The following is a 15,043-nucleotide window of genomic DNA, read 5'->3' as shown; positions in this document are numbered from 1 at the left end:
CCGATGCTGTCCCATTTCCACATGGGACACGAATCCCACGCTGCAGAGTCCAAGCCGCAGCGGCTCCACGCCGACAAGGCCTACGACATCCCGCACCTGCGGAAATGGCTGTGGGGCAAGCACATCGGCGTCCGCATCGCCCGCAAGGCATCGACTCCAGCGAACGTCTCGGCCGCCGCAGATGGGTGATCGAGCGCACCATCTCCTGGCTGACCGGCTACCGCCGCCTCGCTCGCGGATCGGCCAGGCGAATCCCGCCATCGAGTACACCCGGCGGTGCGATAGGGCGCGTGGTGGTGCCGGACGGCATCCCAAGTCCGCTTCGCCGGTCCGGCAGCGCTACCAGGATCGGGGCTGCGCGCCCACCGCTCGGAGGTGCCGGGGCCTCGCGGATCGGACACGGTCCCGGCGCACTCCAAACCGTCGATGTTGCACAGGAGTTCGGCTGCCCTCATCGGTCAGGGACCTCCCGGTCTCCTGGAGCCGCAGCCCCGCCCGCAGCCCCAGCCGCGGCCGGTCACTCGAAAGCGGTGGCGAGTTCCTTCCAGAAGGCGCGCCAGTGGTCCTCCCCGAAGGTGCGCAGCGCGATGTCGCGGTTCTCGGCGAGTTTCCGCCGCACGACGGGGTCGCCGCTGCGCACGGCCGCCAGCATGTCGAGGAGTTCGCGGGCCGCCCGCTCGAGTTCTGTGTCGGACGAGCCGACCATCACCGCCGCGTATCCCGGGTAGACGGACGCGAAGATCTTGAACGGGCTCACCGCACACGGCAGTCCCGCCACGGCGGCGAACGCCGGCGGCATGCTCGCGGCCTCGACGCCGGGCACGTCGGGCGTGTAGACGACTCCGCCCCACCGTTTCCGGGCGATGTGCAGCAGGTCGATCTCGTCCAGGTGTATCCCCGACGCGTCGCGGTAGGTACTGAGCGGCACGCCGTCGGCCCAGACCACCAGGCCGTCGAGCCCGAGGCCGTCCGCGAGGTCGAGCATCTCCCGCGCGTGCTCCCGTTCCTCGGCGAGGCTGCCGTACACGACCAGTACCGGCAGGGGTTCTCCGCGTCTTTGCGCCTCCGCCACGGTCGCGGCGTGCAGGCGCAGGGTCTGCGCGACGCCCTTCTCGGGGACGACGCGCTTCGGGACCACCAGCACCGGCTGGTCGTCCTTGACCCCGTGGTCCGCCAGGAACTCGAGCTGGTTCGCTTCCAGTTCCCCGTCCGGTACCGACAGGGGCACCATGGGCGGCAGAAGGATCGGCTCCGCGTCGGTCGGGTAGCCGGCCGCCTCGGTGACCTGGGTGGGTGTCAGCGTCGCCCAGGAGGTGTAGCCGTTCGCTCGGGGCAGGGGGGTCAGCTCGTTCGGGAAGGCCGGGTAGACGCGTTTGCCGTCGGCGGTCCGCGCGTAGTTCGCGAGCAGGTCGTGGTCCCACCACAAGACCCGTCCGGGGCGCTGCCCGTCCGCGAACATCTCGTCCAGCACTCGCAGCAGCGCCAGCGTCACCGGTACCGCGTCCGTGAGCGTCATGTTCATCGTGATCACCACGTCGACGTCCGCCAGCATGACGCGGAAGTGCTCCTCGTACGGAGCCGCAAGCCGGTCGATCTCCTCCCGCAGCAACGTGCGTTCCTGGGCGTCGAGTTCTTCGAGCGCGGCCACCTGATCACGCACAGCCAGCAGAGCCCGCCCCCACTCGTCGGGATCGCCCGGCAACTCCATGCACGCGGGGATCATCCAGTCCGGGTACGGCTCACCTCGGCCGTCCGGGGTGAAGCCCTTGTCGAACCGCCACGAGTAGCCGAGGTCCGTGATCACCGGCAGTTCGGCCACGCCTGACCGCACGCCGAGATCGAGCGCGTACCGCAGACTGGTCAGCAGCCCGGACACGGGCAGCCCGTCGCCGCATACAACCCCTATGCGCATCCTTCGTTCCTCTCGGTGTCGCCTTCGGAGGTCTTCACGAGGTGTAGATGTTCACGAGGCACAGATGCCGTCCGTGCGGGCCGCCGCGCCCGGCCGGGCCACTCATCGCATGGGAGGCGGTCCTACGCGCCTGCGCGACGCAACCGCTCCTCGATCCCGTCGGCGAGTCGTGCGACGACGGGGGCGCCGTCGGAACGCAGCGTCGCCTTCTTGGCGTTGAAGCAGTGCACCCAGGCGCCGGCGGCCCACGCGGCTTCGCGGTCGGCAGCGGTCCAGGGCAGCTTTCTGGCCGCCTGGTAGGCGTCGAGGAACTGAGCGGTGTGGGCGATCGTCGCCTCGCCAGGACGCCCTCCCATAACGGCGTGCACCGCGGCGGCCGCACCGGCGACCACGATTTCCGGCAGCGCCACGATGCTGTCCCAGTCGTGCACGGCGTGCAGCGCGCCGTTCTTCCACGTCACGTTCTGCGCCTCCCAGTCGCAGTGGCCGATGACGGGCACGCCGAGGTCATGTTCGCTGAGCCGTTTGCGGACCCGCGTCGCCGCGTCGTCCAGCCAGTCCGGTCCCGGATGCCGGTTGAGGTCCTCCGGCTGGTCGTCGGGGAGGGGCCAGACACCGTCCTGGTCGTGGTTCCACCCCACCCACGGTGGAGCCGGGTCGAGGGTGCCGACCTCATCCACCGCGGGCGCGAGCGACACGAACCGGGCCAGTTCGGCGGCCGACTCGGCCGAGGAGCGGGGCGCGACGTCGAGCGCGGTGCCGTCGTCCAACAATGACTCCATCGTCACGATCCGGCCGTCGAGCCGGACCGGTTCGCCCAGCGGCTCCGCGCACGGCAGCCCTGCCTGCCACATGAGCCGGTGGGTGCGGCTGCAGCCGGCCAACCGGTCGGCGAATGGGCGGATCTTGACCACCACCCGACGCCGGTCGGCCAGTTCCACGCCGAGGACCGTGGACAGATGGGTCCAGCGCCACAACTCGGTGTCGGGAGGGCTGCCGAGGCGGCTCTCCACCAGCGCGGCGAGGACGGTTGCGTCGAGTGTGGTCGTCTCGTCGGACATCGCATCGGCCCCTGTTCGTCCACTGGTTCATCGCCGAGATGACGGGGAGTTGTGGCGGTCGCACGGAAGGTAACATCCCTCGGCGCTCCGTCGTCACTCCGCCGTCGGCGGCCGTCATGAGAGAGCAAGGGCCCGGCTCCCGGCCTGGCGACGGCCGTTGGACCGCTCCAGGTCGAAGGTGAGGGTGAGTTTGCGCAGCCAGCGGTCGGTGCCGTCGTAACGGGGCGTGAACGGCTCACGGCCGTGCACCGCCTGGTAGTTGTCGATGAGGACCAGGTCGCCGGGCCTCAGCCGGACCGGCACCAGGGCTCCCTCCAGCCGGCGGCAGAGCCGGGAGAAGGCGCGCGCGGCCTCGTCGTCCTCCGGCGCGGTGGTGGTGTACGCCGGGTCGACCCGCAGATACGGCCGCGGGCCGCCGAAGAGCACGGGACGCCACACGGGAGACGGATCGACGGGGCCGCCGTCCTTGAGGTGTTCGGGGTCGGGGCGGATGGCGAACCGAGGCCGGCGGAGCAGTTCGTGGTCCGCCGCACCGATGTCGAGGAGCCCGTCTGCGGTGGCGACGGTCGTCGCGGTGAGATCCTCGTTGCGCAGGCAGAGGAGGGCCAGGACGTCGCAGCGGGCGTCGTCGAATGCGTCCTCGACGTGGAAGTCTAGGTCGTCGACGCTGCCGTGGCCGGTCTGGGCGTGTTCCTGGCCCTGGATCGGCAGTACGTCGTTGAACAGCCTGCCTTCCTGCAACGTCTGCCAGCAGACCGGATCACCGATGTGCGTGGACACCATCGCCAGCCAGAGGTCGTGGGCGGCCGTGGCGGCCTGTCCGCGCGGCTTCCAGTGCGACGGCGTCGGGCCGACGTTTTCGTCCAGGCGGGGCCGCCGGACCACGGTGACCGCGCTGCCCGACCGGGAACGGACGCCGGCCAGCACGTCCGTCAGCCGTACGGGGAGGAGGTCGCGGTGTTCGGCGAGCCTCGCCAGCAGGCCGAGTTCGTCCATCGTGCCGTACTCGCGCGCGAGTCGGCGGATGACCTCGTCCGCAGGACGCGTCTCCTGTGCGGTGAGCACGATCTCCTGGATGCCGGACACGGGGGCGGACCTGCGCATGTGTGTACCCTCCTGCGGTCTTGATGGGTCCGGCGAAGGCGGCGGTGCCGCACGGTCGGGCTATCCGGTGCCTTCTGCCATCTCCGTCAGCAACTTGGCCCACGGGCCAGTCGGGAACCGGCGGTCGACGATCTCCCGGTTGCGCCGCAACAGCCCGGTCATGTGCGGGTCCCCGGCGCGGTTCGCCTGCATCGCCGCCACCAGTTCGATACCCGTCCGGCCTGTCGCGGCGGGGCGGGGTTCCACGGGGACGACGAAGAAGTCGTTGCCGTACGTCGGTGTGAAAGCGGCGTAGCTCGTGCTCGCGCAAGGAACTCCGGCGACGGCGGCCAGCGCCGGCCCCAGGCCGACGGTTCGACGTCTTCGGTGTTCGGGGTGAAGACGACGCCACCGCCGCTCGCCGCGGCTGTCCGAAGGAGGTCGATCTCGTCCAACCGCCAGGAGCCGGTGCCGTCCTGGACGCTGCCCAACGGGACGCCGTCGAGGAACCGCACATCGGGCAGGAGGTCGAGGCGCCGTGCGGTGCTCAGCACCTCTTCGGCGTAGGCCGGATCCTCCACCAGACTGCCGAAGACGAGCAGGTACGGGGCGGGAAGTCCGCGATCGGCGCTGGCCGTCCGGGCCTCCGCCAGGACTTCGAGGGCGAGTTCCACCCCCTTGACCCGGTAGACCCGTACCGGGTTGAGCAGGATCGGTCTTCGGGGGTCGAGACCGAGGCCGTCGAGGAACTGCGCGTGGCGGGGCTCCAGCGGCCCGGTGGGCACGCGGGGCAGGATGTTGGGCACCACCCTCGGCCGCTCCGGTACCGGGTAACCCGCCGCCTCCTCCGCAAGGGCTTCGGACACCACCGCCCACCGCACCCCCGGTCCCACCTCGGGCAGCGGGGTGAACTCGTTGGGGCGGTCGGGATACCTGCGCACCCGTTCGGCATAGTCCGCGCAACTGCCGAAGAGGTCGTGGTCCCAGAAGAGCACGCCGCCGGAACGGTTCTCGTGACGGCGCTCGCGCGCCGCGGCGAGCAGCGCCTTGGTGACGGGCACGGCGTCCGAGAGGGTCATGTTGACCGCGACAGTCCAGTCGATCCGGTTGCGGCGCATCCACTCCGAGAAGTACGCGCGGTAGCGCTCGGTCCGTCGGTCGATGCGCTGGTGCAGGCGGCCACGTTCGGCAGGCGCCAGAGCCGCCCCCTCCGCGACCGAGGTGCGTAGGAAGTTCCACTCGGCCGCCGCCTGTTCGGGATCCCCGAATTCGGGAGGGTCAGGCCGGGCCGGCTGCCACCAGGCGGACCTCTCCTGCTCGGCCGGCCCGTGCGGGAAATAGGCGAGCTTGTCGGGTCGCCATGAGTAACCCAGATCGGCGGATACGGGCAGCTGCAGCAGTTCGAGGTCGGCGCCCAGGCCGACCACGTTGCGGAAGATGGTCAGCAGGCCGCTGGCGGGCACGCCGTCCCCGCAGACCAGTCCCAGGCGCACCCCGGTGTCACCGGCCCAGCTGGGTGTTGATGATGGCCTCCACCAACGTGGCTCCTGCTTCGGTGAGGGCGATGCTGCCGGCCGTGCGGTCGACGCTCACCAGCCCGCGGTCGCTGAGCGAGTCGAACGTCGCGCCCCATCTGCCGGACAGCAGGGAGCTGTCGGGAAAACGGGAACGGTGCACTTCTTCGAGCAGGGGCTGACAGGTGGACAGCGCCATCTGCACCGCTCGCACCTCGCGGTGCGCCACGCTCACAGTTGTGACGTTCTCCAGCGGGATCTCGCCCTTCTCGACCAGGCTGAGGTACTTCGCCGGAGCGGCCACCGCGTTCGCCTCCGCGTCCCCGCACCAGCTGTAGGTGCCCAGGCCGATCCCCACCTGGGGGACCTGCTTGTCCTGGTCCAGGTTCAACGAGCGCCACACCTCCGGTCCCATCTCCCGCTGGGGGAAGTAGGTGGTGGGGTGCTCGTAGTAGCCGGCGGCGGCGAGTCGGTCGACGGCGCCCTCCCGCATCTGCAGTTGCTGCCCCAGTGATGGCCAGGCGAAGCCGCGTTCGGCCAGTTGCTCACGTACGCGCGGGTCCTCCCACGGAGCCGGCGAGACATGTCCGATGGCCGATTCCACGTCATGGAACGACTGCAGGTGGAGCTTGATCGCGACGATGGTGCTGAAATCGGCCTCGATCAGGCCGTCGATGTCCGCGAGGAAGCCGGGGACCGTCTGTCCGGGCAGGCCGTATACGAGATCGCCGTCGACCCTGGTGAACCCCAGCCGTCGAGCCGCCGCGCGAACGTCCAGCGTCTGCTGACCGGTGTGGCGGCGGTTGGCGACCTGCAGCAGCCGGTCGTCCAGGGACTGGACGCCGTAGGTGAGCGCGGTGAACTCCGCGTCGCGAAGCGTCTTCAGGATCTCCTCGGTGAGGGAGTCCGGACTGCCCTCCGCCCGCATCGAGGTCCGCTCGTCGAAGACGAACGTCTCCTGGTAGAAGCTCATCAGGCGCTCGATCTCGTGCGGCGGCAGGACGCTCGGCGTGCCGCCGAACAGGCAGAACTCGCCGACCGGAGTAGTACGCAGGGCCGGGACGGCCTCCACCCAGGACTGGGCTTCCCCGATGTTCGCGTCCACCCAGCGGCGTGCGGTCGCGTTGGCCGTCTCGGTCCGGTTGCTCGTCACGAGAATCGGAAATTGACAGAAGTGGCAGCGGTAACGGCAGAGCGGAATATCCGCCCACAGGTGAAAGGAAGGCGCCTCACGTAACTGGCGGTCCAGATCGCGGAAGAACTGTTCCGGCCTGCTTTCCTCGTCCCCGGTGAAGACGTGCGTGAAGGCTTCGGCTTGTACGTATCCGAGGAGTTCGTAGTTGCGCTCGTCGGAGAGCAACGAGGAAACCCTGGGTACCGGGTATTCCGGGTCGATCTCGAAGAGACTGCGGAGCGCCTGTCGACGGTCGTATAACGGTGCCGTGCTGATCCCCATGCGACACTCCGTATCGGGTACGTCGATGATCGTCTCTGGTCGGGATAGCGCCTGAACAGGCTAAGCACGTCCCCTTCCATGGTCAATACGGCCCGTGACCGTTCCGCAACATGGCGTGATTCATGCGGTAGGGGCGGACGGCCCCGAGGTCCACTTCCCGTGGTCCGGCCTGTCGGCGGATAATCCGGGTGGTCACACGTCCGGGTGCGGCTCACGCTGTGTGAGTGTCATTGGGCGAACGAATGACGGACGACGCGATTGGCTACGATCGATGATCGAAAAGTGCGGTTCAATGCCTGCCATGGTATGGCCACCTCGACTCGTCATGACAAATTCGACCGCCGCCGCTCTGGCCGACTTCAGTTCCACATGGCCGGCGAAAGAGCTGATGAACGAGCGGGCTCAGCAGGAGGCTCTGCGCCGCGCCCGTGAAGCGATTCCCGAATTGGACCGGCTGCTGGACGACGCCGTCACCGCTGTCCGCGCATCACTGGCCGTAGTCGTGGAAGGCTTCCCGAGCGACGCCGAGGCGCTGGTCATCGCCGCCGCCGCTCTGGGCGAGGTCGATCCGAGCCACAACGGACCCAACCCGGACGCGCTGGTGCACCACGTGGTCGACAGCCAGGCCCGCCCCTACCGGGATCCGGACCCCTTCCACACCGACTCCCCCTTGCTGCCGCGGCCGCACGCCTACCTCGGACTGCTGTGCGTCCGCCCGAGCCCCGCGGGTGACGGGCTGACCGTTCTGGCCGGCGCGGCGGACATCGCCGCCGAGATCGCCGACGGCGACCACCTGCGGGCGCTCCAGGATCCCAGCTATCCGTTCGCCGTTCCGCCGGGGCCCGGGAGCGACGAGCCGTCGGTCACGAAACACCCGATCCTCACGACGGACGGCTCGGGCACCACCGTGCGCTACTGCCCAGTGCGGGTTCCCGCAGGGCTGAAGATGCCCGGGCACGCCGTGGACGAGGAACACCTCGGCGCGCTCCAGGCGTTCGAACACGCGCTGGAGGCACCGCACCTGTCCACGGTCTTCCCGCTGCGGGCGGGCGAGCTCCTGTTCCTGGACAACAGGCGCCTGCTGCACGGTCGCACCGACGTGGGGCCCGACGGCATCGGCCGTCACCTCATGCGCGTCAAGGTGCAGGACCTCGGGGGACAGCGGTAAAGCGGGCCGGGATGTGGCAGAGAGAGCGGCCGTGCCGCGCGGGCAGGTGTGCCAGCCCTCCGACCTCCGGGAGCCATCAGTGACCATGAGCATCGGCATCGTCGGTGCGGGGCAGTTCGCCCGCGCCTTCATCCCTCTCTTCCAGGCCCACCCCGGCGTCCACGACGTCCGCCTCACCGAGGCCGTGCCCGAGCGGCTCACGCGCGAGTCCGCCCGGCACGCCGTCACCACCACCTACCCGTCTTACGAGGACATGCTCGCCTCCGACGTGGACGCCGTCGCGATCTTCACCCAGCGCTGGACCCACGGCCCCCTCGTCGTCCAGGGCCTGGAGGCCGGAAAGCACGTCTACTCCTGCGTGCCGATGGCCGTCTCCGAGGAAGAGATCGAGGCGATCATCGAGGCCGTGCGCCGCACCCGGCTCACCTACATGATGGGTGAGACCAGTTACTACAACCCCGCCGTCGTGTACTGCCGGGAACGGCACGCGGAGGGCGCCTTCGGCGACATCTTCTACGCCGAGGGCGACTACGTGCACGACATGGATCTCGGCTTCTACGACGCGTACCGCTACAGCGGTGGAGCCCGCTGGAAGGAGAGCGCGAGCTTCCCGCCCATGTACTACCCGACCCACGCCCTGGGCGGCGTCCTTGCGGTCACGGGCTCGCACGTCACGTCCGTGTCCTGCCTAGGCGTTTCCGACACCAGGGGCGACGGGGTGTTCGACCGGGAGATCAGCCGCTGGGACAACGACATCTCCAACGCCACCGCGCTCTTCCGCACGGCGGACGGCGGCGTCGTCCGCACCAACGAGATGCGGCGGGTGGGCTATCCGTCCCTGCTGCGCGAGTCCCGTTACCGCTTCTTCGGTTCGGAGGCCAGCTTCGAGCAACTGGCCACCACCACGCTGTGGCAGGACCGTGAGAAGGCGGAGGACATCGAGCAGTTGATGCGCGTGGTGCCGACCGCCCGTCTCGACGACGCAGCGCTCGCCTGTGTCGACCCCTCCCTGCGTGAGGCGTTCGTCAGCAGGTTCGCGCCCGTCCACGACACCGGCCGGCTGCCCGCCGAGTTCACCGGGCTCCCCAACGGGCATCAGGGTGCCCGCCAGTTCCTCGCGGACGACTTCGTCACGGCATGCCTGACCGGGGTGACGCCCCCGGTCGACGCCTGGACGGCGGCACGCTACACCCTGCCGGGCCTGGTCGCCCACCGATCCGCTCTGGCGGACGGCGCGCAGTTGGAGGTCCGGGACTTCGGGGACGCACCGGCCTGATCCGGCACCGGCCACTCCCCACGACCCGGCCCGACCGCCCTTCGGCGGCCGGGCCGGTAAACCGACTACACCCGGGTTCAGCCGCCACTGCTGGCAGGCGTTGTGCAGCCAGGTCCCCTGACGGACGTCCGCCCCGCCCGGGGTGGAGCAGTTCTCCACGTCGGCGGCCTTGCCGGTGGCCTGGTTGACCACCCGGACGTAACCGCTGTCGGTGGCGAGGAAGCGGAACCGCTGACACCGCGCCCGGAAGAGTGACGACATCCCGGGGCACGGTGTATAGAGGTGGACCGATCAACAAGGTCTTACGAGTCATCTCATTTGTCGAGTCGGCGGTTGCAGATGAGGGTGCAGGCGAGGCTGGTGAAGGCGAGGAAGTGTTCGGCCTTGCGTTCGTAGCGACGGTGGAGTCGGCGGCAGCCGGCAAGCCAGGCCACGGTCCGTTCGATGGTCCAGCGGTGTCGACCGAGTCGCTGTGAGGTGTCCACGCCCTTGCGGGCGATGCGATGCTGGATGCCTCGCTGTGACAGCCATTGCCGCAGGTGGCGGTAGTCGTATCCCTTGTCGGCGTGGAGCTTGGCGGGCCTTCGGCGGCGAGGGCCGCGACGGGACCGAATGGGTGGTATGCCCTTCACGAGCGGGATCAGGGCCTGGCTGTCGTGGACGTTGGCGCCGGAGACTCCGACGGACAGGGGCAGACCGGTCCGTTCGGTGATCAGGTGGATTTTCGAGCCGTACTTGCCCCGGTCGACAGGATTCGGACCCGTCAGGTCCCCCTTTTGAGGGCTCGCATGTTGACCGAGTCGATTGCGCACCTCGACCAATCCAGGTCGCCTCGAGAGCCGAGTTCGTCGAGGACCAGGCGGTGGAGCTTGGCCCACACCCGGGCCTTGGTCCATTCGGTGAACCGGCGGTGTGCTGTCGCGCCGGACGGGCCGAACGAGGCGGCGGGCAACTGCTGCCACGTGCAGCCCGAGGTCGCGACGAACACGATCGCGGCCAGCACCTCACGGTCGCCGTGGCGACGCCGGCCGCCACCCTGCGGCCGTGACGGCGCCTCGGGCACCACCCGCTGGAACAGTTCCCACAGCTCATCTGGCACCAACCGCTCAACGATCCCCGCCACGGCAGCAGCCTACTCAACCAAATGAGATGCCTTGTAAAGCGGGATCGCCGCCTTCGCCTGCACCACCGCCTCCGTGATCGCGCTGCGCAGCCTGAGCCTGCGCCCGGCCGTCCATGTCCATGCCCAGAGGCCCGAAATCCGCAACGAAACCCGCCCCGAGATCCCCGCCCCCGTTTCCGTCGGCCCGGCCGCCGATGACGACGCCCCCCCACAGCGGCAGACTTACGCACTCGCAGCCGAATCCAGCATCCTTGGCCACGACGGCTTCGTCATGCGGACGATGTCCCAACAGGGCATGAAGATCCACCGTGCCGAGCACTGCCTGGCCCTGGCCGAGACCGGCCTGGACCGCGTCAAAGGCCACGTCGATCCCGCGACCGAGGCCCTCTTCACATCGCTCGGACCCACGCGCTGGCCAAGTCCGGCCAGCCACAGCAGGCCGTGCACGCAGTCGAGCGCGCTCGCGCCCCTCTCGACGCGGCCAAGGGCGACCCGACACCCTTCTGGGCCCGCGACTGGGGGCCAATTGAAGCTACCGTCCGCTCCCGCACCGCCAAGTCTTCGCCACCCTTGGCGACCCTCGCAACGCCGCCCAGCGGTACGCCATGGCCTCCACCAGCCGCCCGCCCGGCACCTACGCCCGCATCATCGCCCTCGACCTCGTCGCCCAGGCAGGGCTACAACCAGGCCAAGGCGCCATCGAACAGGCATGCGTCACCTGGGGCCGGGCGATGGACCACATGGATGGGGTCGCCTCTGTCCGCACCCGCAAGGCGTCAAGAACATGCGCCGCGACCTGACGCGCTTCTGGGCTCGTGGGCTTCGATGTGGGGCAGAGTTGGCCGCTCGGGCGGTCCAACTCGTCGGTTCGTTCCTCATGTGATCAGCGGTAGCCCGTCAGCCCGTCGGTCAGCTCTTCCTCGTCATCGTCGCGCTGGGCGTAGAGGGCCTGCTGCAGAGCGAAGGAGCCGCGGATCGCGGCGATCCGGTCGGTCAAGCCATCATCCTGGGCCCCGCTGTGGAGGGCGAGCACCCGGCCGAGCACTTCGTCGCCGTAGCTGGCGCCGATCGCGGCGAGGTCCTCGGCCTGGTCGCCGAGGGTGACCTCATCCCAGTCGATCACTCCGCTGAGCCGTGGCATCCCATCGGCGGTCACCCAGAGCACGTTCTCCCCGCCGAGGTCGCCATGGACCACAGCGGAAGTGAGGTGGGGCAAGCCGTCGAGCGCGACGAGCTCCCGCTCGGCCCGCGCACGGCCGGCATCGTTCATGAGCGGGAACAGCTCAGCCCGGACGCTGGTGGCGAACTCCCGCCAATGCCCTTCGGGGGTGTGCGGGAGTACCGCGCGTGCCTTGTCGTCACCGCCGGCCGCGGCCAGCCCGGACAGCAGGGCGGCGTACTGAGCGGTGACCGCCACCGCCACTTCAGGGCTCCTGAGAACCTCCGGCTCCAGGGTTTCGCCAGGGACACGAGTGAGCACCAGGTACGCCGGCCCGTCCGGGTCGGCCGCGGCGCTCAGCTCCAGAGGCTCGGGGATGCGGAAGCCCAGTCCGAGCCCAGCGAGAGCACGCAGGCGCTCCGCCCGGCCGAGGAGTCGATGAGCAGCGGCGACGGTACGGGGGAAACACACGACGTGCTCCGCCCCGACGACTACGTGGTGGAACTGGCCCTGGTGAACGGTAAGGTCATCCGGCTTGTCGTCGGGCAGCAGCCTGCTCAGCAGAGCGCGGTGCGTCCATAGGGTCTCCATGGATATGAACTCTCCTTGGTCAAAGGGGCTGCCGTGTTTACGGTGCCCTATGCCCCCGGCGTAACAGCGAGCTCGTAGTCCGGTCCGATACGGCCCGGCCTGCGGTGGAGGGCAGAGATCACCAACGGCATCCCGAAAGTGAGCCAGCACCAACGATTTACAGTCCCGGCCCTTGTGGCGGCGGCGATCGATGCGAGGATGCGGGAGGTCGAACTGCCCGAGGAGCCACCGGCCATGACGGCCTTCCTCCCTTCGGACGTCGACCACGCGAGCGAGGTCCCCCGGCTCGTCGGGGGCCGCGCCTACTCGGCCCTGGTGAAACAGAGGCAGGGCAGCGGGCAGTGAGCCACGGGACACGTGAGGAGAAGCACGTCATGAAGAACCGCAGACTCGGTGGCAGCGGTGCGACCGTTTCGGCTATCGGTCTCGGGTGCATGGGCATGTCCATCGCCTACGGCCCCGCCGATCCGGCGGAGACACAGCGCACCCTCGACCGCGCCGCGGAGCTGGGCATCACCTTCCTCGACACGGCCGACGCCTACGGGCAAGGGGCCAACGAGGAGCTTCTGGGAGGCTGGCTGCGCGGGCGGACGCGCGAGAGCTTCTTCCTCGCCACGAAGTTCGGGCTGCGGCACGACCCGGTCAGCGGACGGGTGGACCGGGTCGACAACTCGCCGCAGCACGTGAGGCGAGCCTGCGACGCCTCGCTCCAGAGGCTGGGCGTCGACCACATCGACCTGTACTACGTCCACCGCCGCTCTCCCGAGGTCCCGGTCGAGGAGACCGTGGGCGCCATGGCGGAGCTCGTCTCCGCCGGCAAGGTGCGCTTCCTCGGCCTGTCGGAAGTGAGCCCCGGGACTCTGCGCGACGCCCACGCCGTGCACCCGGTCAGCGCCGTGCAGATGGAGTACTCCCTCGCTACCCGGGACGTGGTCGAGGGGGAGATGCTCGCGACCTGCCGGGAGCTCGGCACGGCCGTGGTGGCGTACTCCCCGCTGGGCCGCGGCATGCTCGCCGGCGCCGTCTCCTCGCGCGACGAGCTGTCCGAAGGGGACAACCGGCTGCGCTGGCCCCGGTTCTCCGCCGAGAACATCGACCGCAACCTCGCGCTCGTACGGGCCCTCGAAGCCGTCGCGGGAGAGATCGGGTGCACCCCCGCGCAGGCCGCCCTCGGCTGGCTGCTCGCCCAGGGCGACGACATCATCCCGATCCCCGGTACCAAGCGCTCCGCCCGCCTGGAGGAGAACGCCGCGGCCGTGGACCTGGTCATGACGCCCGAGCAGCTGGCGCGGATCAGCGACGCCGTCCCTGCCGAGGCGGTGGCCGGCGGACGCTACCCGGAGCAGGCGCTGAGCCGGCTGGGGCACTGAACCGATTGGGGGTGCCGGGCCGGCCGGGGCACCGGGCGTCAGAACGCCCCGATCGACCAGAAGACCCCCACCTCGTCGCCGGACACGGCGATCAGGCCGAGGTCGTAGTACAGGTCGATGCCATCGAGGTACGCGGAGGTCAGGAAGGTGTGGGAGCGCGTGCCCTGCAGGCCCGCCGCCACGAAGTCCGGGGCGGGGTCCGAAGCGGCGGCCGTCGCGTTGGTCCAGTACTGCGCGGCGGGGCCGTACCTGCCGAGCAGGATCCGGGCGTCCGCCAGCACGGCTTCCCGGTCCGGGCGAGTACGGACGGGGGCGGGTTCCGCCTGCCACTCCTCGCTCATGACGGCGAGCGCGGCGACCGCCGCCTCGGCTTCCAGGCGGTACAGGAGGCCGGGCATCTTTTCCGCAGCCGGGGGGTCGAAGGGGTAGGCGGGGACCCCGTATCGCGTGGTGTTGGTGCGGTCCACGTCCAGCCGTCCCCAGCCGCGGGGGTCGGGGACCTCCCGGTGCAGCACGGCGAGGACGTCGTGCGTCCAGTCCTCGTGCCGGCGGGGGCCGGTGGCCGCGAAGACGTAGGGGTCGTCGAGCAGCCACAGTGCCGCCGCGTCCCAGTCCTGGTGCGTCAACGTCAGCATGACCGCGCTCCGGCGCCGGTGAAACGCACTGCCTGGGTGAAGCCCGACGGCCTCTCCCCCTTGTCGGGACACCTCGAGGCCGAGCCGTTGGGGCATTCAGCGGTGATGGTGATGAGCACTGACGCGATCCTCGATTTCACGGCGGTCACTCTACCGAGGCACAGAACAGCGCCCTTGCTGTGACGCCGGTGCGACGTGCCTGGATGGACGTCCGACGATGCGACGAGAGGAGCCGGATCGTAACGCCGGAGCACCGACACCCGCTCGTGCCCGCTCGTGCCCGGTGCCACGGCGGCGAGCAGCTGCTCCATGCGCCCCCACTCCGCCTACTCCGCCCGGCCTCGGACGTCGCCGTCCAGGTCCTCGTGCCGGGGGTCCTACCGATGGTTGCTACTCTGCCTGGAGCCCGGCTTGGAGGGGATGGACCTCGTTGTCACCGGCAGGACGGCGGCTGATGTCCAACGTGCAGTCGAAACCATTTCCGGTCCCTGGCCGTCCGCATGCCTTCCGGCAACAGCCGCTGGTTGACGACCGGGCGACAGCACCGTCGCCGTGCGCGACTACACCACCGTCACCCCGAAACCGCCGGCCACCAGGTGCGGCTTCGTCAGCCCATCCCGTACGCATACGCAGTGGCCGACGCGCGGTCTGTCCGGCAGGCAGGCCGGCCGGAGTTTCACTGATCCCTGATCGGA

At 69.7% G+C, this 15,043-nt stretch carries 13 protein-coding genes and 2 pseudogenes; 4 read left to right on the top strand and 11 right to left on the bottom strand.

Annotation, left to right across the window (positions count from 1 at the left end; all coding sequences use genetic code 11):
* Positions 1-230, top strand: a pseudogene (locus tag AC07BS_RS04030) (IS5/IS1182 family transposase); the annotation flags it as partial.
* A gap of 287 nt (positions 231-517) precedes the next feature.
* Here AC07BS_RS04030 and AC07BS_RS04025 read toward each other — a convergent pair.
* The 5 genes from AC07BS_RS04025 to AC07BS_RS04005 all read right to left on the bottom strand — a co-directional run bounded on the left by AC07BS_RS04025 (position 518) and on the right by AC07BS_RS04005 (position 7,026).
* Positions 518-1,912, bottom strand: coding sequence for a hypothetical protein (locus tag AC07BS_RS04025; protein WP_478930025.1), 1,395 nt, complete (start codon positions 1,910-1,912; stop codon positions 518-520).
* Positions 1,913-2,034: 122 nt separating this feature from the next.
* Entirely contained in the window at positions 2,035-2,973 is a 939-nt protein-coding gene (locus AC07BS_RS04020; protein ID WP_478930023.1) for a hypothetical protein, read from the bottom strand.
* Between the two features lie 114 nt (positions 2,974-3,087).
* Positions 3,088-4,077, bottom strand: a complete 990-nt coding sequence (locus tag AC07BS_RS04015; RefSeq protein ID WP_478930021.1) for a TauD/TfdA family dioxygenase — start codon at positions 4,075-4,077, stop codon at positions 3,088-3,090.
* Positions 4,078-4,235: 158 nt separating this feature from the next.
* The gene (locus AC07BS_RS04010; protein WP_478930019.1) at positions 4,236-5,549 is read right to left on the bottom strand and encodes a hypothetical protein; all 1,314 of its coding nucleotides are present in this window, start codon (positions 5,547-5,549) and stop codon (positions 4,236-4,238) included.
* A 7-nt stretch (positions 5,550-5,556) separates the two neighbouring features.
* On the bottom strand, positions 5,557-7,026 hold the full coding sequence (locus AC07BS_RS04005; protein WP_478930017.1) for a radical SAM protein: 1,470 nt from the start codon (positions 7,024-7,026) through the stop codon (positions 5,557-5,559).
* Between the two features lie 325 nt (positions 7,027-7,351).
* Here AC07BS_RS04005 and AC07BS_RS04000 point away from each other — a divergent pair, with 325 nt between their 5' ends.
* Both AC07BS_RS04000 and AC07BS_RS03995 read left to right on the top strand, forming a co-directional pair.
* The gene (locus tag AC07BS_RS04000) at positions 7,352-8,194 is read left to right on the top strand and encodes a TauD/TfdA family dioxygenase (protein ID WP_478930016.1); all 843 of its coding nucleotides are present in this window, start codon (positions 7,352-7,354) and stop codon (positions 8,192-8,194) included.
* 79 nt (positions 8,195-8,273) lie between these two features.
* Positions 8,274-9,470, top strand: coding sequence for a Gfo/Idh/MocA family protein (locus AC07BS_RS03995; RefSeq protein ID WP_478930014.1), 1,197 nt, complete (start codon positions 8,274-8,276; stop codon positions 9,468-9,470).
* Between the two features lie 84 nt (positions 9,471-9,554).
* Here the strand turns inward: AC07BS_RS03995 and AC07BS_RS03990 are convergent.
* The 4 genes and pseudogenes from AC07BS_RS03990 to vph all read right to left on the bottom strand — a co-directional run.
* Positions 9,555-9,731, bottom strand: a pseudogene (locus AC07BS_RS03990) (RICIN domain-containing protein); the annotation flags it as partial.
* Positions 9,732-9,784: 53 nt separating this feature from the next.
* A protein-coding gene (locus AC07BS_RS03985) for an IS5 family transposase (RefSeq protein ID WP_478930071.1) occupies positions 9,785-10,584 on the bottom strand; the annotation gives its coding sequence in 2 pieces (ribosomal slippage) (positions 9,785-10,245 and positions 10,245-10,584; 801 coding nt in all).
* 22 nt (positions 10,585-10,606) lie between these two features.
* Positions 10,607-10,957, bottom strand: a complete 351-nt coding sequence (locus AC07BS_RS03980; RefSeq protein WP_478930012.1) for a hypothetical protein — start codon at positions 10,955-10,957, stop codon at positions 10,607-10,609.
* A 519-nt stretch (positions 10,958-11,476) separates the two neighbouring features.
* Positions 11,477-12,343 (bottom strand): viomycin phosphotransferase, encoded by an 867-nt coding sequence (vph, locus tag AC07BS_RS03975; protein WP_478930010.1) that lies wholly within the window; start codon positions 12,341-12,343, stop codon positions 11,477-11,479.
* A gap of 374 nt (positions 12,344-12,717) precedes the next feature.
* On the opposite strand from vph, the gene AC07BS_RS03970 reads away from it, so the two are divergent.
* Entirely contained in the window at positions 12,718-13,713 is a 996-nt protein-coding gene (locus AC07BS_RS03970; RefSeq protein WP_478930008.1) for an aldo/keto reductase, read from the top strand.
* 38 nt (positions 13,714-13,751) lie between these two features.
* On the opposite strand, the gene AC07BS_RS03965 is transcribed toward AC07BS_RS03970, so the two are convergent.
* Positions 13,752-14,348 (bottom strand): hypothetical protein, encoded by a 597-nt coding sequence (locus AC07BS_RS03965; RefSeq protein WP_478930006.1) that lies wholly within the window; start codon positions 14,346-14,348, stop codon positions 13,752-13,754.
* Positions 14,342-14,659, bottom strand: a complete 318-nt coding sequence (locus AC07BS_RS03960; RefSeq protein WP_478930004.1) for a hypothetical protein — start codon at positions 14,657-14,659, stop codon at positions 14,342-14,344. Before AC07BS_RS03960 ends, AC07BS_RS03965 begins: the two co-directional genes overlap by 7 nt.
* Between the last annotated feature and the right edge of the window lie 384 nt (positions 14,660-15,043).

This window comes from Streptomyces sp. NPDC044063 (assembly GCF_056434285.1).
The sequence above is the reverse complement of the archived record's forward strand: the minus strand, read 5'-3'. Positions and strand labels throughout refer to the sequence as shown.